The sequence below is a fragment of the Wolbachia endosymbiont (group A) of Cydia strobilella genome, assembly GCF_964026745.1.
Taxonomy (GTDB): Bacteria; Pseudomonadota; Alphaproteobacteria; order Rickettsiales; family Anaplasmataceae; genus Wolbachia; species Wolbachia pipientis.
The window spans coordinates 404,770-430,253 of the sequence record NZ_OZ034694.1 but is presented as its reverse complement, the minus strand read 5'-3'; the positions used below and the strand labels follow the sequence as shown (position 1 = coordinate 430,253).

Genomic DNA, 25,484 nt, shown 5'->3' with positions numbered 1-25,484 from the left:
GCAACAATTGCCTATACTTCAAGCTGATAATGTAGAAAAAATTAAGTTTGATTCTAGTTTGTGCAAAGAGCCAGAGAAACTTTTTTACTATAAATTTAATATAATTCCTTGGCAAAAATTAAATAATACTACTTTTTTTATGGTTGAAGACACAAGCCGAGATATCAACCGTTGGGTCGAAGCTCATTACGGTATTGACTATGTATTAATAAAAGTGGATAGCGAACAGATTTTAAATCTTCTTAACTCGCACTTTGGTATTTCAGAATTTGCAAGCAACTACTTATATTACAAGAATCCTAATTTTTCAGCCAAAAGCATTAAACTAAGCTCAATATTTTTTGCTTCTTTCTTTATTGTAACTTCAATTTTAACACTAACAGAGAAATATACATATTTTGCTTTGATGTTGATATTTATAATCGGATGTTCTAGCTATTTATTCAAGTTTATAGCTACAATTTTTAACTTATGTGAAACCTCCAACCAAAAAGTGGATTATAGTAAGCTGAGTGAAGAAGATTTTCCTATATATACTATTTTATTGTCTGCTTTTAAAGAAAGTGCAGTGATAGAGCAATTGATCGAAAGCATTGAAAGTTTGGATTATCCAAAATCAAAATTAGATGTGAAGCTTCAGGTAGAAAGTGATGACCAAGAAACGCTAGCAGCTATAGAAAAGTACACTTTACCGCAGTATTTTGAAGTAATAAAAGTGCCTCATTCTTTGCCTAGAACAAAAGCCAAGTCATGCAATTATGCTATGAGCTTTGCTAGAGGAAAGTATGCAGTAATATATGATGCGGACGATAAACCAGACCCATTGCAGTTAAAAAAAGCACTGATTGAATTTAATAAGGGCGACGATAAGTTAGCCTGTGTACAGGCAAAATTAAATTACTATAATTGTGATTATAATTTTCTCACAAAATCCTTTTCTCTGGAGTATATGAACTGGTTTCAATACTTATTGCCTGGATTCCAAAAAATGAACATGCCAATGCCTTTGGGTGGTAGCAGTAATCATTTTTCAGTAAAAATTCTAAAAAAAGTGTTTTTCTGGGATGCTTACAGTGTTACCGAAGATGCTGACCTCGGTTTGAGACTTGCGCAAATGGGATATAAAACCAGGATGATTGACTCAGAAACATTGGAAGAGTCACCAATTGCTGTATTTGCTTGGATTAAGCAAAGAGCGCGCTGGATCAAAGGCTATATGCAAACTTATATTGTTCATTTAAAAAATATAAAGTCACTTTATAAACACACTGGATTTAAGGGAATTTTGCTATTGAATCTTTTTGTTGGCTCTGCAGCTTTTATATTTTTTACTACTCCATTTTTACTGCTTTCATTGATATTAACTAAAGTTTTAAATGAATTATTTTTGTACTACTTTGTAGTGGTATACATTACTAACCTGATTCTTTTGGTAATAGCTGTCAAACAGCAAAAGATGCCTTTTTATTTTTATATAGTATCGATATTTTTTCCGATCTATAGTCTGCTACATAGCATTGCAGCTTTTCTTGCCTTGTGGGAATTTATTTTTTACCCTGAGCGATGGAACAAAACTAAACATGGTTTATGGAAGCAAAACCTGTAGCTATTTGGCTTTTTCTTTGCTGTATTATGGTAATTCTCATGGTGGGGATTGGTGGATTTACCAGACTTTCAAAAGCAGGATTGTCAATCACGGAGTGGAAACCCATTACTGGAACATTACCACCACTGAGTGAACAAGACTGGCTACAAGAAAAATTAAAATACGAAGCTACACCTGAATATAAAGCACTTAACTATGGTATGAGTATGGAGGAGTTTCGCGCTATATACTTAATAGAATATGTACACAGATTGGTTGCAAGACTAACAGGTTTAGTTTTTGTCCTGCCATTTATATATTTTACATTAAGAAGAAAAATATCTAAAAAGGTAGTAATAAAGCTATTTGTGGCATTATTATTTGGAGCTTTACAAGCTTTTGCTGGTTGGTATATGGTAAAAAGCGGCTTGGTAGCCAAGCCTCATGTTAGCCACTATAGGCTCGCACTTCACTTATTATTAGCATTAATTATCTTTGCATTATTTTCATATCAATTTTTTGATTACCAAATCAGGCCAAAGCAAACTAAACTTAAGATTAGTTGTAACACCAAGTACTACGTAGGAATTATTTTAGTTCTGATCATGATACAAATAATTTTCGGCGCATTTGTTGCAGGATTAAATGCTGGTCTAATTTACAATACCTTTCCACTAATGGACGGACAAATCGTTCCAGAAGATTTATTTTTCTTACAGCCTACATGGTTAAATATCTTTGAGAACAGAGCAACAGTGCAATTTATACATCGAGCACTGGCATTGCTAATATTAGTTCTGACAGCAATACTCACAATAAAAAATGCCAGTTTAAAACCGGTATATATTATGCTGCTCTCCGTTATCATTCAGATCATTTTAGGTGTAATTACTCTATTATTGCACATACCAATAGCCATTGCCATAGCTCATCAAGTGTTTTCATTTATCTTGTTTGGGTCAAGTTTATACTTCTTGTGTTATTTAAGAAAGCAGACTACATCACCAATCTGCACATTTTTTCCTTCTTGAACGGGAATATTTTTTATCACCATTGCTGCTTCAGCACATATAATATTTTCCATTTTCATCGCTTCCACAACAAATAAAGGTTGTCCTATTTCTACCTGATCTCCTACATTTACGTGTAATTTAACTAATAAGCCAGATATTGGGGATTTTACAGCATCTGCTGAAATCCCTTCTGTTTCATTATTTAGCATTAACCTACTTAATTCAGCTACATGAGGCTTAAATATACAACACTCAGCTTTCATGCCTGCATGTCTTATGAAGTATTTACTGCCTTGTTTTTCTACTTTAAATGTTATATCAGCATCATCATTAATTGTAATATATAGTAATTTATGACTTGATTTCCACTTGCCTACTACAGAATATGTATTGTGGTTATATACTGTTGTTAATATATTATCTTGGTACTTTACGTTTACAGAGTACTCATTGTCATTTATTACAACTACAAGCGTTTCATTCACTGCCTTATGATAATACCTTTCTTCATTTTCTAAATGAATACATAACGCAGTGAAAATAAATATTTTAATATACTCTTCTGTAACAAAATCGCCGTGAAACCCACTAGGGTAATGATCTGGAATGAATCTCGTATGGAGCTTTGCTGCGATAAAATTTGGGTGATGGAAGATGGATTCTAGAAATTCTATATTATTTGTTACTCCTTCTATATAGCATTCAGACAATGCTTTTTGCATTCTGCTGATCGCTTCTACTCTATCTTTTCCATATGTTATCACTTTGGCAATCATCGAATCATAGAACATGCTAATTTCTGAACCTGCAGCAACTCCATCATCTATTCTTACATAATCATTTTCACCCGGTTTATCGTAATATTTTATTCTTCCGCTGGAAGGGAAAAATTTCTTCGATGGGTCTTCAGCGCAAATTCTACTTTCTATTGCAGAACCAGTAAGTTTAATATCATCCTGATTGAATCTCAATTTCTCTCCACAGGAAGTTCTAATCATTTCTTCTACTATGTCTATTCCAGTTATAAATTCTGTTACTGGATGCTCAACTTGCAATCTCGTATTTACCTCAAGAAAATAGAAGTTTTGGTCTTTATCTACAACAAACTCAACAGTGCCTGCTGAAAAATAGCCAACTTGCTTTGCCAGAGAAACACATTGAACATACATTTTTTGTCTTACTTCTTCACTAATGAATGGACTTGGCGTTTCTTCTATTATTTTCTGATTATTCCTTTGTATCGAGCATTCTCTTTCTCCAAGACAAACTATATTGCCATATTTATCTGCTATGATTTGTATTTCAATATGTCTTGGCAACTCTATATATTTCTCTATAAAGATACTGCCATCCTTAAAACTTTTCTCTGCTTCATTTGTGGCTGATGTAAATGCTAGTTCAATTTCTTTTTTGGAGTTTACAATTCGCATTCCTTTGCCACCACCGCCTGATGCAGCTTTGAGCATAACGGGAAAACCGACCTCTTTAGCAACTTGAGCTGCGTGGGCAGCATCGCTGATCTTACCCATATATCCTGGCACTACATTCACTCCAGCTTTTCTTGCCGCTTCTTTTGCTGTTATTTTGTTGGCTGTAACTTCTATTGTTTCTGCACTGGGGCCGATGAAGTCTATATTATGTTTTTGAAGAGCACGTGGAAAATCTGGATTCTCTGCTAAAAAACCATAGCCAGGATGAACTGCCTGCGCACCTGTTTCAACTGCTACTTCACATATTTTTTCAATGTTTAAATAACTGAGGCAAGATGGCGAAGGGCCGATATATCTTGACTCATCTGCTTGTCTTACATGCACAGAATTTACATCTGCATCCGAGTATATGCACACACAAGATATACCCATCTTATGGGCAGTTCTGATAATCCTGCAGGCAATCTCTCCTCTGTTTGCTATTAAAATCTTACTGTACTTCTTTTCTATCATCGTATGAGTATACTTTCTGAAGTTAAGAAAGTAAATTTCTATATCATTGCCTGCAAGTAATTTCTAGCTTCATCAAACACCTAAACTTTCTCCTGCAAGTTGTACATTAGCATTTTCCACTAAAGTGCTTTCGTTATGCAAGGCATGTATCTTGCTACATGCTTTAACTGACAGGTATGTGACTCCGCCAGAAGCTATTGCAACCATCGAGCTTAGTGCAAAAGATTGAGAAACTAAAAATAAAAAGTATAAAGACAAACATAAAGCAGCGATACATGCTATCGCTCCTATTATATATAAGCACAGGTGAAACTTCTGGTTACATATAAAGCTGTCTTTTATGCCTGCGATTTGCTTAATTTCTTTCTGTTGTGCAGCATTTAAGTAATAAAGAGGAGTTTCCCTCTTCTTATTAAAAGCATAGCCTTTACTGCAGAGCGCATCTTTAATATATTTTTTATTACATTTGAGTTCCTCTTTCAATCTGCTTACTTCTTTCCGATCTCCAGCTTCTTCTGCTTTCGTAATTTTGTTATTAGCTTCCTTCTCTAAGTCATTCACAATCTCTTGTACTGCAGGCAGCAAAATTCCACTTCTTGCTGCTTCATGAAATGGATTATCTCCATATTCATTATGCGCAGTTACAGAAGCAATGTTCTTCTTACAAATGTCTACAAATTTACCTTTGTTTTGTATTCTTGCAGCTAAATGCAGGAGATTACCTGCCTGTACTCTTTGTTTTGTTTTATCAAAAGGGCCGGTGTAACGCCAATTGATATTAGCTTCATTATCTGAAAGCAATTTTGCTATATCTACAAGTCCATCCATAACTCACCTCGCTATACTCAACCAATACTAAGTTATACAACACAATTTATGAAAAACAAGTAAATTTTATCTCTCAGAACAAATAAATTCTAAATTGTTACAAACATAAATTTTAGCTATCATCATTTACATTACTGTAACAGACAAATATGCCAGGTATAGTCACGAGATTTGCTCCATCACCAACAGGATTTTTGCACATTGGAGGAGCTCGTACTGCGTTATTTAATTGGCTCTATGCAAAGCATCATGGTGGCAGGTTTTTGCTAAGAATTGAGGACACCGACAGAAAACGTTCAACACAAGAAGCAATTGATGCAATTATAGAAGGGCTAAGATGGCTCGGTATGAGCTATGATGGGGAAATAGTATATCAGTCAAAAAGAATAGAGCGGCACATTGAAGTAGCAAACCTTTTAGTTGAGAGGGGTAGGGCGTATCACTGTTATTGCCCTGAAGATGAAGTTGCAGAAAAGAAAATAAAAGCAAGAGAAGAGGGCAAGATATACAAGCATAAATGTACTACAAAACCTCCTTCTTGTCATCCAAGTAGCCGACACTGGGATCCAGAAGAAAATATGTGGTCACGCGCTGGAATGACATCCGGTGTGAGGTCAGTTATCCGTTTCAAAGTGCCAGACTCACAAGAGATCGTTATTGATGATAAAATATACGGCCAAATCAAAGTAAATAGCAACCAGCTTGATGATATAGTGATCTTACGCTCTGACAACACTCCAACATATATTTTTGCTGTCGTAATTGACGATCATGATGCTGGAATAACTGATATAATACGCGGTTCTGACCATCTCACTAATACCTTTAAACATCTGCTAATATACCAGGCTCTTGATTTTGACATTCCACGCTTTGCACATGTGCCGCTTATCCATGGGGAAGATGGGAATAAGCTATCCAAAAGGCATGGTGCCACAAGCGTTTGCGATTATGAAAAGATGGGAATATTGCCAAAAGCGATGCGTAATTACTTGCTGAGACTTGGCTGGAGTCACGGCAACGATGAGATTATTAGCGATGAGCAAGCAATAGAGTGGTTTAATTTAGAAAGTATTGGTCGTTCACCTGCACGGCTCGATTTCAAAAAACTGGAGCATTTGAATAACCACTATATTAGTAATATGAGCAATGAAGATATTCTGACTCTAATGCTTAGAGAAAATACTCTAACTGACAAAAAAAAGGGCTATTTACTGCAGGGACTGACAGAGCTAAAAAAAAGAGCAAACTACCTGACCGAATTATTGGATTTAGCAAAATTTTATATTCAAGATCCGCCACTTGATTTAAGTGAAGAGGCTGAGCAAATTGTCAAATCTAACCTCGATATAATCAAGTTACTCGCGTCATTTCTGTCAAAGATCGGTGATGAAAATTGGAATAAGGGTTTTTTATCTTCTCAGATCAAGGAATGTGCAAAATTGCACGATATGAAAATAAGCGATGTATACCACTCATTACGCGCCCCTATAACTGGAGTAATGGATGCACCTGGAATCATTGATATCATGGTGATTCTTGGTAAAGATGAGTGTATAAGAAGGTTACAAGCAATTTAAATGAAATAAGAAAATTACTTGACATCCTTCGCCAGCCCCCTTATCATGAAACTGAAGCTATTGTATTTGCTTTCGCCAATCTGCAGATTAAAAGGTAAGGATTACTTAATGTATCGGCGTCTTATGTTCAATTTTTTGCAGTATATAGATACTGTATGTCTTTACAAAACTTCATCTACATCTAGATTTTTATCTAAATAAGCTGAACGCGCTTATAAAGCGTTACAAGACATCAAAAAATGCCAATACTCGACAGAGATAGTAAAAGACTAGCTAACTCGGGGATTCTTTGTCTTTTTTTCTGCTTGGTAAATTTCTTAAACATTTGCAGCGTAGGTTAGTTGCAATTAAAAGCAGCTGAATTTCGCTTGTCAAGCGTTTAAAACATAAAAAACGCCAATATTTTAAAGCGGATAATAACCACGGGGCTTCTTTTGCCTTTTTTTTCGTTTGGTAAATTTCTTAATATTTATAGCTAAACGACAATCGTCATCCCGCTGCTTGTTAGCGGGATCTAGAGATACCGCGAATGAATCGCGGTATGACGGTTCGTGGCGGTATGACGGTTCGCGGCGGCATGACAATAAGCTCGTCATCCCGCTACGTGTTAGTGGCTGAGATACTGCGGCGGTATGACGTAGGATTGCTGTCATCCCGCTACTTGTTAGCGCCGCGGCGGCATGACGTCTTAACTATAGAAAACTTGTATAGATTTTTTCTACTTCTGTGATATCATAAGCCTGTAATGATAAAATAAGTAAATATGGATAAGTCAGCGTATGAGATCATAGAACATGAGTATGACGTGGTAGTAGTAGGTGCAGGTGGAGCAGGGCTCAGAGCAACGCTTGGGATGGCTGCAACTAATTTTTCAGTTGCCTGCATTTCTAAAATTTTCCCTACACGAAGTCATACAGTTGCAGCACAAGGCGGAATTAGTGCAGCTTTAGGTAATATCGGTGAAGACGATTGGCGCTGGCATGCATATGACACAATAAAAGGTTCAGACTGGCTTGGTGATCAAGATGCAATAGAATATATGTGTAAAAACGCTGCTAAAGCTGTTATTGAACTTGAAAATTTTGGCGTACCTTTTTCTCGTACAGAAGATGGCAAAATATACCAGCGTTCCTTTGGTGGAATGACAACTCACTTTGGTAAAGGAAAATCAGCGCAGCGCACTTGTGCGGCAGCAGATAAGACTGGGCACGCAATCCTTCACACTCTATATCAGCAGTGTCTTAAATTCAACGCTGAATTTTTTGTTGAATACTTTGTGATTGATTTAATTATGGATAGCGAAACATGCTGCGGAGTTCTTGCTTGGTCGCTATGCGACGGCACATTACATAGATTTCGTGCGCATAGAGTGGTGTTAGCAACAGGTGGATATGGACGTGTTTATTTCTCTGCAACAAGTGCGCATACCTGCACAGGTGATGGTAATGGCATGGTAGTAAGGGCTGGATTACCACTTGAAGATATGGAATTTGTACAATTTCATCCAACAGGAATATATGGCTCAGGGTGCCTGATGACAGAAGGATGCCGTGGTGAAGGGGGGTACCTCGTTAATTCTCAGGGCGAGAAGTTTATGGAACGTTACGCACCAAAAGCAAGAGATTTAGCTTCCCGTGATGTGGTAAGTCGCGCAATAACAATTGAAATTAGAGAGGGAAGGGGGGTTGGACCAAAAAAAGATCATATGTATTTAACTATAGCGCATCTTGATCCGGAAGTAATAAAACTCAGATTGCCGGGCATCAGCGAAACCGCAAGAACTTTTGCTGGAGTTGATGTCACTAAAGATCCAATACCGGTCATTCCGACTGTTCACTATAACATGGGTGGCATTCCAACCAATTATTATGGAGAAGTGATCACGCTGAAGCAAGGTAAGGAAGAAGTGGTAGATGGACTATTTGCAATTGGAGAAGCTGCATGTGTTTCTGTGCACGGTGCAAATCGACTTGGTTCTAACTCGCTTCTTGATCTTGTGGTTTTTGGTAGAGCTGCAGCGCTCAGAGCAAGAGAGAAACTAAAATCCGGTACACCACATAAAAAATTGCATTCAGACTGCACAGACTGGATAGTAGATAGATTTAATAAAACGCGATTTGCCTCCGGTGGGCTAAAAGTAGCAAAAATACGCAGTGAAATGCAGAACACTATGCAAAAGTACGCATCAGTGTTCCGTGTTGCTGAAGTTTTAGAAGAAGGCAAAAAAGCTATAAAAAAGGTAGCAAAAATGATGCCTGATATTTCACTTGAGGATCGCAGTATGATGTGGAATAGTGATTTAGTTGAAGCACTGGAGCTTGCTAACATGATCCCACAAGCGGTTATTACCATGGAATGCGCAGCTAATCGCGAGGAAAGCAGAGGTGCCCATGCTCGTGAAGACTTTCCTGAACGTGATGACAAAAACTGGATGAAGCACACTATAGCGTGGCTTGAAGAAAAGAAAGGGCAAATTAACGTAAAAATTGATTATAAAAAAGTGGCTGAAAAAACTCTGAGCGGTGAGATTGATTTCATAGCGCCAGAGAAGAGGGTTTACTAGTTACACTATCCCTACACAATTTTTCAACGAGTTCATATATTGATATGGCACTCATTTTAGTGTCTGGAGGACTCTCAGTATGCTCTGATTGATTTGGTGACTCTTGTACTGCTTGATTTTTAGTCTCATTCCTTAAATTCTGTTGATCATTATTAACAAGGTTCTTCGAAGCTTGATTCTGCTCTGTTGTTGAATTAGAGCGGTTTTTGTCGTTAAATGTGTCCTGTGCTTTGTTGGTTGATTTTTCAAAAAGTTTCTTAATACCACTAAATCCTAAAGTTAAAGTAAGACATATAACTCCAGCAGTAGCTATGATAGGAATGGCTGCTCCAATTGCCATTTGACCCTGAAAGAAAGCAAATGTTACCATTGCAATAACAGTAATCGTTATCGTGATTGCTAACAGTTCGCGGGTCCTTTTTGCTGGATCTATGAATCCTGCTACAGCAGATACTCCTTTTTTTATACCAGAACCTGCTTCTTTAATGCCAGACTTGCATTTTTTTGAAGCAGTTTTACAGTGGTATTTTTCTTCAAGCTTCTCTTTTAGTTCTTTAGCTTTCTCCTGTGCTTTCTGTGGAGTCCCTGAATAATCTTTTAGATCTCGTAAAGTTAAATAGTACTTTTTAGTATGGAATTCTGGATCTTTTAACCACAAAGAACCAGAATCACCGTTTTGTAATAATGCTGCACAAAACTTTGTTGTATTATCATAATTAGTTGCTAAATCAAAAATTGTTTCTTGCGATAGGTGTTCGATACTTCTTTTTTCTGCTTTTTTCTTTAATGCCAATTCTAGGGGTGTGTTCCCTTCTCCATTCTTAGCATTTATAGCTTTACCTAATTTATCTTTAGATATTGTTCCATTTTTTACTAAACCTAAAATCAATTCCAAACATGTAACTTTTTGTTCTCCTTTGAATGAAGCAATATAGTGCAGAGCATTTTTTCCATCTTTATCTTGCACAGTAATATCTGCACCGTTTTGTAAAAATAACTCTAAGGCTTTATATCTATTTGTTTTTTCAAATTTTCTATCTGTACATGATCGATCCTCATTCTTTTCTTTTATATGCTGAAGCAACTGATGAAGAGGTGTTTGCTCTTTCCCGTTAACAGCATTTATAGCCTTACTAAATTCATCCTTACCTAAAGTCAACTTCAAACATGCAACTTTTTGTTCTCCTTTGAATGAAGCAATATAGTGCAGAGCATTTTTTTCATCTTTATCTTGCACAGTAATATCTGCACCATTTTTTAGCAATAGTTCTAGGGTTTCATACCTTTTAGTTTTTTCAAAATTTTTACCTGTACATGATTGTTTCCCGCTCTTTTTTTCTATATACTGAAGTAATCGGTGAAGAGGTGTTTGCTGTTTGTTTCGAGTATTTACCAGTTCTTTGTTTTTTTCTAGTATAAGCTGAGTAAAGTTACACTTTGCTTCTTTCTTTAATGTCACAGCACAGTGTAAGACCGTATCACCATCTGCATTTTTAGTAGTCATATCATCACCTCTCTGTAGCAAATCATTAAATCTATCTATATTTTTATCTGAAACTGCTTTATGTAATGGGTAACCACCGTCGGTAATTTTCGCGATTTTAATTACTACCGAGTTTTCTGTCTTTTGGTCTAACTTAGACTTCTTTACTGACTCTGCTAATTTTTCTAAGAAATTACGATAGTATGTCTTTTGCTCTTCTTTTAAGTCTTGTAATTCTTCTTTAGACAACTGCAAATCATCAATATTTGCTCCTAATTTGAGCAATTGTATAGCAGATACTATTGTATTATCGTAGTGTGGTATAAGTTTTTTTAAAGGTGTTAAAATTTTTCTAGGTGTAGTCTCAAAACTATGTTTTTCTTTTGTTACTTTACTAAGTAACAATGCTTGCAGTGGTGTTTGACCGTTGCCATTTTTATCGTTTACAGCTTTTTCAAGTTGTGCTTTAAGTTCTTCCTTCTTACTCACATTTAGTACTGTATTTAAAAAATCAAACTTTTGTTTTTTCTCTAATTGTGTAACTATTAGGTGTAAAATATTATTTCCTTTCTCATCTTTTATGCTGCTAATATCCGTACAATCTTTTAGATATTTTCTAAATTCCCTGTTATTTCCATTTTTGATCGCTTTTAGTAGTAGAGCATTGTTATTTGTTATTTCGTTGCTTATTTCTACTTCATGATCATCTTCAACATCACTGCCGTAGCCACTTTCTGTTTCGCTGTCCCTACGGTTGTGGGTAAAACAATATCTGCTATTATAAGTAATTTCTGAAATTGCTTGCTTTACTCGCTCTTTTGTTTCATTTGATATTTTTTTCGATCGTTCTATTGCTTTATCTAGCACTGGAAGGAAGCATTGGACATAATACCTATAATATTTTTCTTGTTCTCTAAGTGATTCTTCTAATTTAGTTAATACTTCAGGACTAGCATCTTTTTCAAATAACCTTTTACACTTCTTGAGGGTTCCATCTTGACCTCTTGGTTTTTCATGCTTGTGTTCTTCTTTTTTTACCTTTCTCTCTATAATGCCATACAATTGCTCGTCTTTTCTATCCTGCTCTTGCTTTTTATTTTTATCTATGCATTCACCTAATTTATCTGCATTAGTAGTTAGTGCAGTTATATCTATACCCATACTAAAACCTCAATATTAAAAGCTATTTAAGTTGTCAGCACTAAACTAACAACCAAGAAGTTTGACTTTTAAATTGAGCTAAACGTTGTATATGTGATCAAAATATAGGTGGAAAGGCAGAAAATTAATTTCTGTGAGAAAATTTGCCGTCATAGTTAAACCTCACTTGAACAGTTGCTACTATTTTAACCATTTAATCTTAAAAAATAATAAATATAGCTAAACTGTGAAATGTGCTATTGGCTAAAATAGGATAAGAAACTATAGCTGCAAATATCCAAATTGATGTTTTTATCAGTCTTCCAGACTTGGTTTTTCTTTTAGTTTTTTAAGTCTTTCTTTATTTAGTATGGAGCTTATCTCTTCTACACTTTTATCAATATCATCATTGATTATTACATAATCATATTTATCACGTTTGCTTATCTCTTTTTGAGCTTCGGCTAATCTGCGCTCTATTTCGCTTGCATCATCACTATTACGCTTTTGCAAACGCAACCTAAGCTCTTCCATTGAAGGGGGAAGTATAAAAACACTCACAACTTTTTTTCTCATGAGCTTGAATAAGTGAAATGCTCCTTGCCAGTCTATGCTGAGTAAAACGCTTATTCCACTGCTCAGGTTTTGCGCTATAAAATTTCTTGGTATACCATAAAAATTCTCAAAAACTTTGGCGTATTCAAGCATTTGGCCAGCTTTGCATAACTCGTGAAATTTTTCTTCGGTAACGAAAAAATAGTCTTTTCCATTTATTTCGCCGGGGCGAGGCTTGCGTGTAGTCATAGAAACAGACCTAACTAAATTAGTTGATTGCTCAAGTAATTTTGCTGATATAGTAGTTTTTCCAGCTCCAGAAGGGGAGGATAGAACCAATAATACGCCCTCACTTTTTACGGTCATTTTTCTTTGCATTTTTTAACATGGTGCTTTTTGGATCAGAGTTTAAAAAGCTAGAACCTTCTAAATTAGAATTTGATAAGTTGGTGCCAATGAGAGAAGAGTTATCAAAGACAGTATAGCGCAAATCGGTCTTTTCAAAATTTGCCTTATTCAAATTAACGTTTACAAACTTTGCTCTACTCAATGTTGAATTAGAAAAATCGGCATTTTCTAAATTCATATTCTTAAATTCAAAGTAAGAATAATTTACATTAAATTTTTCACCCTGTGATATTTTCTCTTGCAAATCTCCAATTGAAGTTATAGCATTTTCTAACCCTGCAAGTTTTTTCTGTCCTTGATTGTCAATCAAAATCGAATTATCAAACTTGCAATCTGTTAAATGAACATCAGCAACTGAACTTTTATATATGCTTGAAGAGTGAAAAGACATATCACTAATTGTTGAATTACTCAAATTGCTAAGAAAAAAACTAGTTTTCCTAAAGGCATTAGCGTGAAGCAAAGAAGATCTGAAATCGCTTTCAATAAAATTTGAATTAGTTACTTTTAAATTGGACCAACTCGAATTATCAGCTAATAAATTAAAGAATGTTGAATTTTCTATTTCACTAGAATCAATATTATGGCGAGAAAGTGTACTGTTATAAACTTGAGAGTCTTGGATTTTTATCTTATACATTGAAGTTGTAGAAAGGTCTGAATCTTCTATCTTCACATAGGTGAATAGTGAATGGTCAAAAAATGAGCCATTCATGTTAGAATTTGCAACTTTAGTATTATGAAACTTTCCGTGACGAATGTCAGCATTAGAGACATTAACTTGATGCAGTTCACTAAAACTAAAATCAATATTGGATAAATCAGCATCATGAAGATTTGCTTCAGAAACATATGCATGTTTTATCTTGGAACCATTTAGTATAGATTGAACAAAACTTGAATTATCGTCATTCACATAGGAAATTTGTGTGTTGCTTAAATCAGTTTCGTCGAAGTTACTGTTAATTATGATAGAAGAATTAAGGCAAGCATCGGAAAGATTGCTACCTGTAAAGTCTGATTCTTTTAACTCTGCACCATATATGTTAGCATTTTTTAATGAAGAAAATTGTATCTTTAATTTATATGCATCCACTCCAAAGAAACTTGCATTATCAAGGTTGTTTTTCTGCATAACAGTATCGTTTATTTCACTATCACTAAAATTTACGTGGCTAACATTCGAGTTTGATAAGTTGGAGAAATTCATTTTCACATTCGAGAAATTAGTATGCAAACCAATTACGTTGTGCATACTTACTTTTTTGAGATCGGAACTGATAAAATCAGCATAACTAACATTAGACTGATCAAATACGATATCTGTTAAGTTTGCAGAAACAAATTTTGTAAAACTCAAATTTGTACCTTTTATTTTAATGCCATGTAAATTAGCATTGGAAAAATTAGCACCACGTAAATCAACATCAATGAAAGACACATCGGATAAATCGGTGTTAGAAAAATCGGCACCAATCAGACTTACTCCATCAAAAACAGATTTACTTAGGTACAGTTGGTTAAAATTAGCTCCATTTAAGTTAGAACCAAAACCTTTCTTAAAATCTTCTGGCACGCCCTCTTTGTGGCACTGCACCAAAAATTCAGCAAAGTCTTTTTTACTGTAAGATACGTATTTTGCATCACGCAAAGCGTTTAAAAAATCACTAATCTGATTTTTTTCATCATTTGTTTCGTTTCCATAACATAAATGACCAACTAAAATTAATATCAAAAATCTAATCATCTTGCTTATCGCACTGTATTTCTTTCGTTTTCACAGCCCAATCGTACATTGCTGAGCTTTCTTTATTGTCTATTTTTCTATCCTCCAAAAGATGTGGCATCATTTCGGCAATCGCATTTATTATATTGATCTGCTTTTTTTCGATTGCTATATCAATTGGGGATTGAAAATTATTGTTAACTACTCTAAGATCAGCACCTTGTAATAAGAGAAAGCGCACTATGTCTACCTCACCTTGTTTAACTGAATAAATGAGAGGAGTATCACCCAATTTATTTCTAAACCTTAGTATCTCTTGAATTGTTAATCCAATTTTTTCTAGCTTACTTATTACTCCTCTTAAGCAAGTTAAGTTGTTCTTCTTAATGCAGTAAAAAAATTGCTTACTGTAATCATCAATAAACACAGTTGTAGGAAGATGCTCATTAAGGCTATCATATTGTCGTTTATATATTGACTTGCTTTGTATGTCTTTATGACCCCATTCTTTTATTGGTTCTCTGTTTAGCTTTGTCCATTTTTGTAAACTTTTCTTTTCACTTTGCTCTTCTTCATCTTTTTTAGTTATAGGTTTTACTCTATTGCGGTCCTTGGAATTACTGTTTGTTTCTTTCACTTTTTTTTCTTCAGACTGATTCTCTACTTTTTCTTTTTTTCCCTCTAATAATTGACTCGCATCACTTTTTGAAAGTTCATTATCTTTTATATCAATCCTCTGATCAGCTTGTAGATTTTTTTGCGGGTTAGCTGTATTCTCATTTAAATCAGCACTTAAAGGCAAAGGCTCTGGTTTCAAATCTTTATTCACTTCTTTATTGGCCACATTTGGTAAATTTTGAGCAAATTTGTCTGTGCTTCCTTCTAGCTGGTCATTTGGCAAATCTTTATCAATCCTTTCACCTTCACTTATAGTTTTTTCAACCACGAAAGCTTTGTTCTCGTTGTGTTGCAGTTTCTCTTTATCGGTAGTGCCGTCTAATCTTTTGCTCTCAGCCTCTTGTGTTTGTTTAGCATCGACGTTGCTTTTTAACTCATCTTTTTGATTTGTGCTATCTTGCTTCCTTACACCTACATTTTCGTTTTTATGAACTGATTCAATTTTCTTTTCTTCAAGCTGCTCTACGGCAAACAGGATGGGTGATCCGAATACGACAGCTAATAATATAAAATATAAAATATTCTTCATAAATATCCCAAGCATAAGCTTAATTAAAATGATACTATAATCAAATGATTAATCTACAGTAAAAAATGCCTTAGGATTTAATTTATAAAAAAACAATAGATTTTTTGTATCTGTTCAGGGGCATCGCAAATATTGAAGCAAAGTGGTCAGTGCTTACTGTACGAACATTGTGATTTGAGAGCAATCTCCGCTAGGGAGGATGTCATCCCAGTGCCCAGACACTGGGATCCAGAAAACTTAACTTTAAATAAGTGGCTGCATAATAAACTACACATTAAACCTAAAGTGCATTATATCACCATCTTGCACGATGTAATCTCTGCCTTCAAAGCGAATTTTTCCTGCGTCTTTGCAAGCTGATTCACTTCCATACTTTATGTAGTCTGCAAAGCTTATTGTCTCTGCTTTTATAAAGCCTTTCTCAAAATCAGTGTGGATTACACCTGCTGCTTTATCGGCTGTTGACCCTATTTTTACTGGCCATGCCCGTGCTTCTTTGGGGCCCACAGTAAAGAAAGTTATCATACTCAGCACTTCATACATAATACGCGCTACTCCATCAAGGCCTGATTCTTGTAAGCCAAATTCTGATAAAAAACTCTGTTTTTCCTCTTCACTATCAAGATTTGCAATATCTGCTTCGAGTTTTGCTGAAATGCAATAAAATTTGTTTTTATTTTCCTCTGCCATTCTCTCTACCTTTTTAGATAATTCATTGCCAGTTATAACATTTGTATCTTCAACATTGCAAACGTACATAACGGGCTTTGTTGTCAGCAATTGAAGCGACTTCATCTCATCTCCATCGATATTCTCCAAACTTCTTGCAGGTTTACCTGATTTTAAAGTAGCTAAAACCTCTTGCATTAATTCAAGTTGTCTCTTTAGCTCTTTATCACCTTGCTTTGCTTTCTTTTCCAATTGAGGAAGCCTTTTTTCTATGCTATCAATATCAGCTAGGATTAATTCCATTTCTACCACTTCAGCATCTGATATTGGATCTATTTTACTGTGTATATGGCTGATATCGTCATCCGTAAAGCACCTGAGCAGATGAACGATGGCATCAACTTCTCTGATATGGCTTAAAAATTTATTGCCAAGCCCTTCGCCTTTGCTCGCACCCTTTACCAGACCTGCAATATCTACAACTTCTAATTGGTTGTAGATTACCTTCTCTGAGCCTGCAATTGCTGCGATTTGTTTCAAACGTTGATCTTTTATCGAAATCTTGCCTATATTTGGCTCGATTGTGCAAAAAGGATAATTTGCAGCTTCGGCTGCACTTGACTCTGTAAGCGCATTAAATAAGGTTGATTTTCCTATGTTTGGTAACCCAACTATACCGCAGTTAAAACTCATATTTGCTATGTAAAATTATAACTATTGCATAATTTAAAAATTTCTGCTATACGTAATTAGTCGCTTATTGACAATTTTGTTAGTATAGTAATATATAGCTTAAATTAAGGTAAAACTATGACTACAGCTAAGAAACGGAAACTACCAAGTGACTTTCATGATGTTGAGGTTGGAATAAAAAGGCCCAGGATCTCAGGGCAAGAAATAACTCTTTTAAATAGTAACCCTTACCCTGACAATTTCTATGTAGGACAAGCAATTGGTAATGGAAGCTGTTTTTTTGACTCGTTCAGGCAAAGTCTAGAACAACAGACAGGAGAGCAAGTTACTGCCGAAAAATTAAGAAATGATTGTAGGGAATTTGCGCAAAAGAATCCACCAAAGTGGTTTACAAATGCAATTGTCAATAGTCATGATAACAATGGCCAGCACCGTAGTGAAACTGTAGATGATTATACAGCAAACATTATGCGTAACGATAGGTGGGGTGATCCTGACGTTGAAGGCAGAATACTTTGTGAAAAGTATAAGGTAAAGCTACATGTTATAGAGAACCAGACTGTTGATAACCAAGATCTGTCTTTGCATGAATTAATAGACAATTCAGGTTCAAAAAGTGCAGGTGAATACAATAAAGTTGATTATGATGATAGTAGTATTGTGCATATAATAAACAAAGGCGGATTGCATTTCGAACCATTGCTTGATAGAAATAAAAGTTTAGCAAAACAACTGCAAGAGGAAACCAAACTTAAACAAGAGCAAGAACAAGAAGATTTCCTATTAGCAAAAAAACTGCAGCTAGACGAGATCTTAGAATATTGTAACCTTTCAAAGGATATCTCTGAGAGAGCAGAGGTTGAAAAGGGATTTGATAAGTTATTGGCAGAAAATGCTGATGGAAAAATTGGTGATGTTGTAGGGCAGTGCGTTAGTGATATAAAGCAGCGCATAGAGCGCTCTGAGAAGCAAAACCCTTCAAGCTCACCAAGATGTAGTATGGAGGAATCAAGAACAGAAAAAACATTTCATCAACAACAAATATCACAATTGGAAGTGTAAAATAAATCTTCATAGCTCTGTATATTTTTATATAGGGCTTTTGCAAGCATTTCATATAATATGAACTTGCAGTACGTACTAACCTAAATGCAAGTTGACCATGAGACTAGTTTAATTATTGATGCCATAGAGGAATTTGGTGGTGAGGCTAGGCTTGTCGGCGGATGTGTGAGAGACTCAATTTTGCAGCGTGATGTTCACGACATCGATTTAGCTACTAATTTGCTTCCCAATCAAACGATTAAAGCGCTAAAACTCCGTAATATAAAAACTATTCCAACTGGCTTAAAACATGGAACTATCACTGCAGTTCTAAATCAAAGATCTTTTGAGATCACAACACTAAGGCATGATGTGAAATGTGATGGTAGGCATGCAAAAGTAGAATTTACCAATAATTGGCAAGCGGATGCTTCAAGGCGCGACTTTACATTTAATGCTCTGTATGCAGATAAGCATGGCCATATATATGACTACTTTGGTGGTATAGAGGACTTAAAAGCGCGAAGGTTAAACTTTATAGGCAACGCTGAAGATAGAATTAAAGAAGACTATCTACGTATTCTAAGAGCTTTTCGTTTTCATGCAAAAATATGTGTCGGAGATTTGAGTGATGAAATACTAAGCGTATGCAAAAAGCATTCGCATATGATCCAAAACCTCTCTGGAGAGAGAATAAGAGATGAAATACTTAAATTGCTGGAGTGCAATGATCCTTTTCCAACACTTAAGAGCATGCAAGAATCTGATGTTTTGCAAAAGATTATCCCAAAAGAAGTAAAATGCGAAATTCTGTCTTCGCCACTTCTTTTGGGCACTGATGCACTAGTAAAATTAGCGTTACTCCTTAGGGCTACTAAAAAAAATGACAGGTTAAGTCTTGGAGAATATGTAAGCAAATTTTTACGTCTTTCGAACAAGCAAAAGAAAAAGCTGCTATTTTTACTATCCAACGATATCAAAACAGAACTCTCAGAAAAAGAGCAAAAAAAATACATATCTTTATTTGGTAGAGAATTATATTGTGATTTAGTGAAAATTTGTGGTGTTGAGTCTGGAGAAAATGTTGATGAATACATTTCATTTGCTAACACATTCAATATTCCAAAATTTCCTTTATCTGGCGATGATTTAATAAGTATAGGTCACCAGCCAGGAAAAAGTTTAGGTAGAAACTTGGAATTGCTAAAACAACATTGGGAAGATAGCTCCTACACTTTAACAAAAGAGGAGCTGGTGCTTTATGCTAAGAACCTATTCTAACTGCTTTCTGACTGTTCAATGAATGTATGCTTGCAATATTAGGGGAACTCATAGAGGAATTAGGTATATGTTCTTTTTTAGCTTTTTCTGTTAATTGATATTCGTTTACTCCTCCTTGAGTTTGATTACACATTCCCTGATCTGGAGATAAAAATTTATCTCTTATGCTTAATGCCAGTTGTAACTCTTGAATCTTATTTGAAAAACATTTCATTTTAGCCTCTGTTAATTTTCCTGTAACAATTTCTTTAAGCAATTCTCCTGAGTCGTTATTATTATTATTCTTGCTATTAAAGCTGTGCAAGATAGAGTCTACAATCTTATTTACCCCTTCTTGTTTGTTAAATTCTAATTTTTTTACGCATTTTCTAACAGAAGGTGACAACTTGGCTTTTAACGTGTCATCTCGTAGTTCTTTACCCATATTTTTTCCAATGTTACAATGTTCGTTGACAACTTCTTTAACCTTAGCTTCTATGATCTCCCTTGCGGATTGTTTCAAATTACTTTCTAATAATTCAAGCAGCTTACTGCTTTCAAATTTGCCATCATCTTGATTTGATAGAGACTTTATAGTTTCATTAAGCACGTTATGGCAAAAATGTTTCTCTTTAAATTCAGGAAAACCTTTTTTTAACTCCTCGTTTTTCCCAGATAAAAAGTTATTGAGACCCTTATCCCTAGAAAGCTTATTGGGCAAGTTTCGTAATTTTGAAAGAGTTGATTTTGCAGTAGATACTGTACTCACTGCACCTGCCTTTTTAGCCAATTGACCTTCTTTTGCTTCCTGTAGTTTCTTAGTGTCAGCTTTCAATTGACCTTCTAAATCAATCTCCAATTGTTGTTTAGATTCTTGAACACTTTGTAATTGCTTTCCCAAGTTCTCCATTTCACCCAATTGAGCAGTCAATGTATTCACACTTAATCGTAGAGCTTTGTTTTCATGACCTAAGTCACTGACTTTATTTTCTAATTCAGTATTTTTGTCTTTAGCCTGACACAATTTATCAGTCTGTGATTTAAGTAAAGCCACTAATTTGCTAGCTTGCCATTGTTGATTCAATTCAATTAATTTATCCTCCTTGTCCTTTAACCTACTCTTAAGTTCTATTATTTGTGCTTGCAGACTTTCATTATCTTTCCTAGTAGCTTCAATTTCTTCTCCTTGCTCTCTTATTATCATGTTTGGTTAGTTCCTCTTCTCGTTCGCCTGCATCTTCTGTAAGTCCCTTATAATTCTTTTCAAGTCCTTCAATTGCAGATCGTAATTCTCTATTTTCTTCTTTTAAGGAAGCATTTTGTAAACGTTCAAGTTCTAATTCCTGATTTATGCCCTCCAGCTGTTCTTCTAATGCTTCATCATCTTCCTCTGTTATCAATGCTACTCCATCAGTCTGAACCCCTCCATCTTTGTTTATCACTACACTTTGGCTCTCTTTCTCTACAACTTCAGGTTTTAAGTCAACTTGAACACTTCCATCTATTGTCTTAAAAGCATCAGTTTGAACTTCATTGTTTGCAGTAGTTTTATCGTAGTACAAAATATTTTCTGCCCATCTATTCCATCTCTTGGGCAATATTCGTCCAATCGTTTTTAGATATAACCAAGCAAATACAGTAGACCAGCTGTATTTTTTTTCCTTTCGCTTAATATTAATTTCATAATTAACCTTATTATTAATATTTAGCATAAAATTACCTTATTTTTTAACTTTAATTTACAGAAAATTTTAATAGTAATAAAATTATATATATTAGTATAAATGTTAAACAAATACTAACACAGGTGTCAAATTATGGTAAAGTCTTTGCCCGCCTAATACACTTTAAGCAGAAATGTACATGTCTGCAAGTACAGCATTTGCTTTTTCTATCGCTCTTGCTAACACTTCCTGTTCATTGTTCTGATTTTTCACATTGATTACCTGAGCAGCCAAGTTTGCAGGAAAAGTGACCAAACTGACTTCCCATAATTCCACTTGTTTTAACACTCTAGCTCCACTTTTATGATCAACATCATACTCTATAGGTATATAGCCGATGGAAAGTCCGTTAATTGCCCCAGTTTTGAGCATCAAATACACTTCTTCTGCTTTCTGAATACCCAAAAGTAAATGTGCAATTATATATAGACCAACATCATTTTCGTAAATATCTATGATACTACCTATAGGTTCGTCAGGATTATGCTGCCAAAGGAGTTTTATTTTATTTCTGTTTAAATTTTCCTTAAATGCTCCAGGCAATATCAGATCATTTTGTTTATCAACTATATTAAAAACGCTAGCATAACCAGAAAATACACCGTTTTCTCCTATGCTTTTTATTGACAATGGTGAATAGAGAAATTTCTTATTCATAAAGCCTCCTGTAGTATTGGGAATTTTGTTTCGCAATGCACTGCGATATAATTCTATTATATGCAGTGCTCTAAAAGGGGGAAGCACTTTTCTTAGTTACTAAAAACGCTAAATTGTAATATGGTACAATGTTACAACGATGTCATGAAAGTAGCTGAAACTGGTTCCTTTATGACGGCAGTACCTTCTCCTGTCATCCGAGTAGCCTCCTTTTTTTGTCATCCCAGTGCTTGACACTGGGATCCAGAAGACTTAATTTCAACCAAGTGGCTGCATAATAAAGGCTGGATTCCAGTGTCAAGCACTGGAATGACATCACAGGGGCATTGACCTCTCTTGGGCTCTTTTAGCTATAAACATTAAGAAATTTACCAAATGAAAAAAAAGGCAAAAGAAGCCCTGGGGTTATTATCTGCTTTAAAATATTGGCGTTTTTTATGTTTTAAACGTTTGACAAGCAAGATTTAGCTGCTTTTAATTGCAACTAACCTACGCTGCAAATGTTTAAGAAATTTACCAAGCAGAAAAAAAGACAAAGAATCCCCGAGTTAGCTAGTCTTTTACTATCTCTGTCAAGTATTGGCATTTTTTGATGTCTTGTAACGCTTTATAAGCGCGTTCAGCTTATTTAGATAAAAATCTAGATGTAGATGAAGTTTTGTAAAGACATACAGTATCTATATACTGCAAAAAATTAAACATAAGACGCCGATACATTAAGTAATCCTTACCTTTTAATCTGCAGATTGGCGAAAGCAAATACAATAGCTTCAGTTCCATGATAAGGGGGCTGGCGGAGTTTGTCAAGCAAGTTTTTAACCCTGTCTCCTTGCTATAATGTTCATATCGATAGAAAAGCAAAAGAATAAAATGAAATATCAAGTGATATCCTCTATAATTAAATTTTTTGAATGAAGAGATGACGATTCGTGTAGGAATTAATGGTCTGGGTAGAATAGGCAGAGGCGTATTGCGTGCTATTTTCGAAATAGAAGAATATAGCAAACAAATAGAAGTTGTAGCTGTCAATGGATCGCTCAGTGCAAAGCAGCATGCACATTTGATTAAATATGATTCTGTTCATGGCAAATTCAGTGGTGATATTGATTTTAATGAGTCTCAAAATTGGATTTCTATAAATGGCAAAAAGTTTTCTTTATATAGAGAACGGAATCCTGAAAATATTCCTTGGAATGTTGATGTAATACTTGAATGTACTGGTGCATTCAATAAACGTGAAGAAGCAATAAGGCACAATGCAGAGAAAGTAATTGTCTCTGCTCCAGTTCCGGATGCTGATGTCACTATAGTTTATGGTGTGAATGACGATATGCTCGAAAAAGAGCATAAAGTGATATCAGCAGGTTCTTGCACTACAAATTGCCTTGCTCCGATTGTGAAAGTCCTACACTCCAGTTTAGGTATAAAAAGCGGTTTTATGACTACTATACATGCCTACACGAATGATCAAAATGTTCTTGATGGTAATCATAAAGATTTGCGTAGAGCAAGGGCTTGCGGATTATCTATGGTGCCAACTACAACCGGGGCAGCAAAAACAATTGGTTCTATAATTCCTGAATTAAAGGGCAAGCTAGATGGCACTGCCGTCAGAGTTCCGGTTAGCAATGTTTCTATGGTTGATTTTACATTTACGACTGATAAGAAAGCGACCGTTAAAGAAATCAATGAAATGTTTAAGGATGCAGCTCTCTCCTCTACGTCATTCCAGCGCGTGACGCTGGAATCTAATTTCTGGATCCCAGTGTCAGCTACTCGGATGACATCAGAGGGTACTAGGATGACAGAGGGTTATCCAATGTCAAATGTACTTTCTATATGCGAGGAACCTTTAGTCTCAATAGATTTTGTGCATAACCCTTATAGTGCAATTGTGGATTTAACTGGTACATATGTTACAGGTGATATATGCAGGGTTGCAGCGTGGTATGACAATGAGTGGGCTTTTTCGCTGAGAATGTTAGACATAGCATTATTGAGCTATAGTAAAGTATGAACTGGAACTCAAGCAAATACGCCTCATTTTATGAGCACTTTGCGGAACTCAGAAAAAGAGTTATCTTTTGCTTTCTATTTTTTTGCGTTGCTTTTGGTTTTTGTTATTACTTTAAGGAAAATATATACCGTTTTTTACTCGCACCTTTAATAGAAGCAACAAAAGATAGCAAAGGTTTTTCTTTAATTTACACAGACTTAACGGAGGCATTTTTTGTGTATCTTAGAGTTGCAATGATGAGTGCACTTTTGCTCTCTTTTCCTGTGTTTGCATGGCAATTCTATATGTTCTTAGCACCTGGGTTATATAAAAGTGAAAGGGCAGTGTTGTTGCCATACTTAATTGCAACACCGGTTTTATTTGTAACGGGAGCTACTGTAGTCTATTACTATATATTTCCTTTAGCCTGGAAGTTTTTCATCACTTTTGAACATAGTGGGAAATCTTTCGGTATACCAATAGAGTTTATGCCATCAGTTAGCGAATATTTAGACCTCGTTCTCCAATTTATGTTTGCTTTTGGCACTGCATTTCAAATTCCAGTAATACTCACATTAATGGTGAGAGTTGGGCTACTGACTACACAAAGTTTGTCAAATAAACGTAGAATCGCAATAGTGGTAATTTTTATTATTGCTGCAATCTTAACTCCACCTGATGTATTAAGCCAAGTAGGGCTTGCAATACCTATGCTGATTCTATATGAATTGTCCATTCTGATATGTAGGTATATTGAAAAAAAGAAGACAAAGATTTAAACACAGGAATCCCTCTCATCTCCTTTATATCACATTTTTAACTTACAACATTCTTATTCAGGACTTAAATATGGAAATGTTTCATAAATTGATTGTAATACTTTGTTAAGTTCAGCCTTACTTTTGATGATCAATAATACTGTATCATCACCTGCTATAGTTCCTATAATTCCTATGTTTTTGCTATTATTTAATGAATAAATAACATACTTCTGATCTAGAAAGTAAGCTAGGCTGCTAGCTTGTCCTGGTTGAGTGTGTAGTACTATTAAACCAAAATCCGAAATTTGCATATTAAGTATTAATGGTAATCGATATTGGTTGATGTCAATTACTTTATACATACCAGCAACTTTGGCAATTTTAAGTTCTTTCAATTTTCTTGATAAAGTAGCCTGAGAAATGTTATACCCTCTTTTTTTGAGTAAGGTCTGTAAATCGCTCTGTTCTAAAATTTCATGATTTTGAATAATATTTAAAATATGTTCACCTAGTGTGTTGTCATGCATTATGCATTTTCCTCATATTGAATATGTAATAAGTATATTTGAAATTATATTCATTATTTCTTGACTATTCAATTTTTAATGTCTATATTCACAAGATGAATAAAATATGAATATAAATTAGT

20 protein-coding genes are annotated in these 25,484 nt (G+C 35.0%); 8 read left to right on the top strand and 12 right to left on the bottom strand.

Annotated elements, in window-relative coordinates; genetic code table 11:
• Nucleotides 1-7 precede the first annotated feature (7 nt).
• A complete protein-coding gene (locus AAGD76_RS02065; RefSeq protein ID WP_341820556.1) occupies nucleotides 8-1,606 on the top strand; it encodes a glycosyltransferase family 2 protein in 1,599 nt (532 codons plus the stop codon).
• Nucleotides 1,588-2,616 carry a COX15/CtaA family protein gene (locus AAGD76_RS02060; protein WP_341820301.1) on the top strand — a complete coding sequence of 343 codons (1,029 nt, stop codon included), beginning with the start codon at nucleotides 1,588-1,590 and terminating at the stop codon, nucleotides 2,614-2,616. The genes AAGD76_RS02065 and AAGD76_RS02060 overlap by 19 nt, the downstream gene beginning before the upstream one ends.
• On the opposite strand, the gene AAGD76_RS02055 is transcribed toward AAGD76_RS02060, so the two are convergent.
• Entirely contained in the window at nucleotides 2,565-4,541 is a 1,977-nt protein-coding gene (locus tag AAGD76_RS02055; protein WP_341820300.1) for an acetyl-CoA carboxylase biotin carboxylase subunit, read from the bottom strand. The two genes, AAGD76_RS02060 and AAGD76_RS02055, sit on opposite strands and share 52 nt — an antisense overlap.
• A gap of 72 nt (nucleotides 4,542-4,613) precedes the next feature.
• On the bottom strand, nucleotides 4,614-5,369 hold the full coding sequence (locus AAGD76_RS02050) for an ankyrin repeat domain-containing protein (protein ID WP_341820299.1): 756 nt from the start codon (nucleotides 5,367-5,369) through the stop codon (nucleotides 4,614-4,616).
• Nucleotides 5,370-5,518: 149 nt separating this feature from the next.
• On the opposite strand from AAGD76_RS02050, the gene gltX reads away from it, so the two are divergent.
• A complete protein-coding gene (gene gltX / locus AAGD76_RS02045; RefSeq protein WP_341820298.1) occupies nucleotides 5,519-6,949 on the top strand; it encodes a glutamate--tRNA ligase in 1,431 nt (476 codons plus the stop codon).
• Between the two features lie 763 nt (nucleotides 6,950-7,712).
• On the top strand, nucleotides 7,713-9,512 hold the full coding sequence (sdhA, locus tag AAGD76_RS02040) for a succinate dehydrogenase flavoprotein subunit (protein ID WP_341820297.1): 1,800 nt from the start codon (nucleotides 7,713-7,715) through the stop codon (nucleotides 9,510-9,512).
• On the opposite strand, the gene AAGD76_RS02035 is transcribed toward sdhA, so the two are convergent.
• From AAGD76_RS02035 to ychF, 6 genes are all read right to left on the bottom strand, one after another.
• Nucleotides 9,484-12,156 (bottom strand): ankyrin repeat domain-containing protein, encoded by a 2,673-nt coding sequence (locus tag AAGD76_RS02035; RefSeq protein WP_341820296.1) that lies wholly within the window; start codon nucleotides 12,154-12,156, stop codon nucleotides 9,484-9,486. The two genes, sdhA and AAGD76_RS02035, sit on opposite strands and share 29 nt — an antisense overlap.
• Nucleotides 12,157-12,450: 294 nt before the next feature.
• Complete coding sequence (gene gmk / locus AAGD76_RS02030; protein ID WP_341820555.1) at nucleotides 12,451-13,056, bottom strand: guanylate kinase; 606 nt, start codon at nucleotides 13,054-13,056, stop codon at nucleotides 12,451-12,453.
• Nucleotides 13,040-14,845 (bottom strand): pentapeptide repeat-containing protein, encoded by a 1,806-nt coding sequence (locus AAGD76_RS02025; protein ID WP_070356815.1) that lies wholly within the window; start codon nucleotides 14,843-14,845, stop codon nucleotides 13,040-13,042. The genes gmk and AAGD76_RS02025 overlap by 17 nt, the downstream gene beginning before the upstream one ends.
• Nucleotides 14,838-16,031 carry an ankyrin repeat domain-containing protein gene (locus AAGD76_RS02020; RefSeq protein WP_264329703.1) on the bottom strand — a complete coding sequence of 398 codons (1,194 nt, stop codon included), beginning with the start codon at nucleotides 16,029-16,031 and terminating at the stop codon, nucleotides 14,838-14,840. Before AAGD76_RS02020 ends, AAGD76_RS02025 begins: the two co-directional genes overlap by 8 nt.
• A 146-nt stretch (nucleotides 16,032-16,177) precedes the next feature.
• Nucleotides 16,178-16,306 carry a hypothetical protein gene (locus AAGD76_RS06420; protein WP_410529689.1) on the bottom strand — a complete coding sequence of 43 codons (129 nt, stop codon included), beginning with the start codon at nucleotides 16,304-16,306 and terminating at the stop codon, nucleotides 16,178-16,180.
• Nucleotides 16,299-17,393, bottom strand: a complete 1,095-nt coding sequence (ychF, locus tag AAGD76_RS02015; RefSeq protein ID WP_341820295.1) for a redox-regulated ATPase YchF — start codon at nucleotides 17,391-17,393, stop codon at nucleotides 16,299-16,301. The genes AAGD76_RS06420 and ychF overlap by 8 nt, the downstream gene beginning before the upstream one ends.
• A 117-nt stretch (nucleotides 17,394-17,510) precedes the next feature.
• Between ychF and AAGD76_RS02010 the strand changes: the two genes are divergently transcribed.
• Both AAGD76_RS02010 and AAGD76_RS02005 read left to right on the top strand, forming a co-directional pair.
• A complete protein-coding gene (locus tag AAGD76_RS02010) occupies nucleotides 17,511-18,455 on the top strand; it encodes a hypothetical protein (protein WP_341820294.1) in 945 nt (314 codons plus the stop codon).
• Nucleotides 18,456-18,542: 87 nt separating this feature from the next.
• Nucleotides 18,543-19,718, top strand: a complete 1,176-nt coding sequence (locus AAGD76_RS02005; protein WP_010962599.1) for a CCA tRNA nucleotidyltransferase — start codon at nucleotides 18,543-18,545, stop codon at nucleotides 19,716-19,718.
• Here the strand turns inward: AAGD76_RS02005 and AAGD76_RS02000 are convergent.
• The 3 genes from AAGD76_RS02000 to AAGD76_RS01990 form a co-directional block, all read right to left on the bottom strand.
• On the bottom strand, nucleotides 19,702-20,901 hold the full coding sequence (locus AAGD76_RS02000; RefSeq protein ID WP_341820293.1) for a hypothetical protein: 1,200 nt from the start codon (nucleotides 20,899-20,901) through the stop codon (nucleotides 19,702-19,704). The genes AAGD76_RS02005 and AAGD76_RS02000 overlap by 17 nt on opposite strands.
• Nucleotides 20,870-21,409 carry a hypothetical protein gene (locus tag AAGD76_RS01995; protein WP_341820292.1) on the bottom strand — a complete coding sequence of 180 codons (540 nt, stop codon included), beginning with the start codon at nucleotides 21,407-21,409 and terminating at the stop codon, nucleotides 20,870-20,872. The genes AAGD76_RS02000 and AAGD76_RS01995 overlap by 32 nt, the downstream gene beginning before the upstream one ends.
• A gap of 135 nt (nucleotides 21,410-21,544) precedes the next feature.
• The gene (locus tag AAGD76_RS01990) at nucleotides 21,545-22,078 is read right to left on the bottom strand and encodes an HK97 family phage prohead protease (RefSeq protein ID WP_174515881.1); all 534 of its coding nucleotides are present in this window, start codon (nucleotides 22,076-22,078) and stop codon (nucleotides 21,545-21,547) included.
• A gap of 919 nt (nucleotides 22,079-22,997) precedes the next feature.
• Here AAGD76_RS01990 and AAGD76_RS01980 point away from each other — a divergent pair.
• Complete coding sequence (locus AAGD76_RS01980) at nucleotides 22,998-24,095, top strand: type I glyceraldehyde-3-phosphate dehydrogenase (RefSeq protein WP_010962604.1); 1,098 nt, start codon at nucleotides 22,998-23,000, stop codon at nucleotides 24,093-24,095.
• A complete protein-coding gene (gene tatC / locus AAGD76_RS01975) occupies nucleotides 24,092-24,853 on the top strand; it encodes a twin-arginine translocase subunit TatC (RefSeq protein ID WP_341820291.1) in 762 nt (253 codons plus the stop codon). Before AAGD76_RS01980 ends, tatC begins: the two co-directional genes overlap by 4 nt.
• A 53-nt stretch (nucleotides 24,854-24,906) precedes the next feature.
• Here tatC and AAGD76_RS01970 read toward each other — a convergent pair whose 3' ends face one another.
• On the bottom strand, nucleotides 24,907-25,362 hold the full coding sequence (locus AAGD76_RS01970) for an arginine repressor (protein WP_064125001.1): 456 nt from the start codon (nucleotides 25,360-25,362) through the stop codon (nucleotides 24,907-24,909).
• Nucleotides 25,363-25,484 lie beyond the last annotated feature (122 nt).

What these genes read in the sequence shown, in the direction of transcription:
- AAGD76_RS02000 (WP_341820293.1), bottom strand. Translation starts at nt 20,901, where the DNA reads ATGATAATAAGAGAGCAAGGAGAAGAAATTGAAGCTACTAGGAAAGAT.
- tatC (WP_341820291.1), top strand. Translation starts at nt 24,092, where the DNA reads ATGAACTGGAACTCAAGCAAATACGCCTCATTTTATGAGCACTTTGCG.
- AAGD76_RS02050 (WP_341820299.1), bottom strand. Translation starts at nt 5,369, where the DNA reads ATGGATGGACTTGTAGATATAGCAAAATTGCTTTCAGATAATGAAGCT.
- AAGD76_RS02010 (WP_341820294.1), top strand. Translation starts at nt 17,511, where the DNA reads ATGACTACAGCTAAGAAACGGAAACTACCAAGTGACTTTCATGATGTT.
- AAGD76_RS01980 (WP_010962604.1), top strand. Translation starts at nt 22,998, where the DNA reads ATGACGATTCGTGTAGGAATTAATGGTCTGGGTAGAATAGGCAGAGGC.
- AAGD76_RS02055 (WP_341820300.1), bottom strand. Translation starts at nt 4,541, where the DNA reads ATGATAGAAAAGAAGTACAGTAAGATTTTAATAGCAAACAGAGGAGAG.
- AAGD76_RS01970 (WP_064125001.1), bottom strand. Translation starts at nt 25,362, where the DNA reads ATGCATGACAACACACTAGGTGAACATATTTTAAATATTATTCAAAAT.
- AAGD76_RS02020 (WP_264329703.1), bottom strand. Translation starts at nt 16,031, where the DNA reads ATGAAGAATATTTTATATTTTATATTATTAGCTGTCGTATTCGGATCA.
- AAGD76_RS01990 (WP_174515881.1), bottom strand. Translation starts at nt 22,078, where the DNA reads ATGAATAAGAAATTTCTCTATTCACCATTGTCAATAAAAAGCATAGGA.
- AAGD76_RS02005 (WP_010962599.1), top strand. Translation starts at nt 18,543, where the DNA reads ATGCAAGTTGACCATGAGACTAGTTTAATTATTGATGCCATAGAGGAA.
- AAGD76_RS06420 (WP_410529689.1), bottom strand. Translation starts at nt 16,306, where the DNA reads ATGTGTAGTTTATTATGCAGCCACTTATTTAAAGTTAAGTTTTCTGGA.
- gmk (WP_341820555.1), bottom strand. Translation starts at nt 13,056, where the DNA reads ATGACCGTAAAAAGTGAGGGCGTATTATTGGTTCTATCCTCCCCTTCT.
- sdhA (WP_341820297.1), top strand. Translation starts at nt 7,713, where the DNA reads ATGGATAAGTCAGCGTATGAGATCATAGAACATGAGTATGACGTGGTA.
- ychF (WP_341820295.1), bottom strand. Translation starts at nt 17,393, where the DNA reads ATGAGTTTTAACTGCGGTATAGTTGGGTTACCAAACATAGGAAAATCA.
- AAGD76_RS02025 (WP_070356815.1), bottom strand. Translation starts at nt 14,845, where the DNA reads ATGATTAGATTTTTGATATTAATTTTAGTTGGTCATTTATGTTATGGA.
- gltX (WP_341820298.1), top strand. Translation starts at nt 5,519, where the DNA reads ATGCCAGGTATAGTCACGAGATTTGCTCCATCACCAACAGGATTTTTG.
- AAGD76_RS02060 (WP_341820301.1), top strand. Translation starts at nt 1,588, where the DNA reads ATGGAAGCAAAACCTGTAGCTATTTGGCTTTTTCTTTGCTGTATTATG.
- AAGD76_RS02035 (WP_341820296.1), bottom strand. Translation starts at nt 12,156, where the DNA reads ATGGGTATAGATATAACTGCACTAACTACTAATGCAGATAAATTAGGT.
- AAGD76_RS01995 (WP_341820292.1), bottom strand. Translation starts at nt 21,409, where the DNA reads ATGCTAAATATTAATAATAAGGTTAATTATGAAATTAATATTAAGCGA.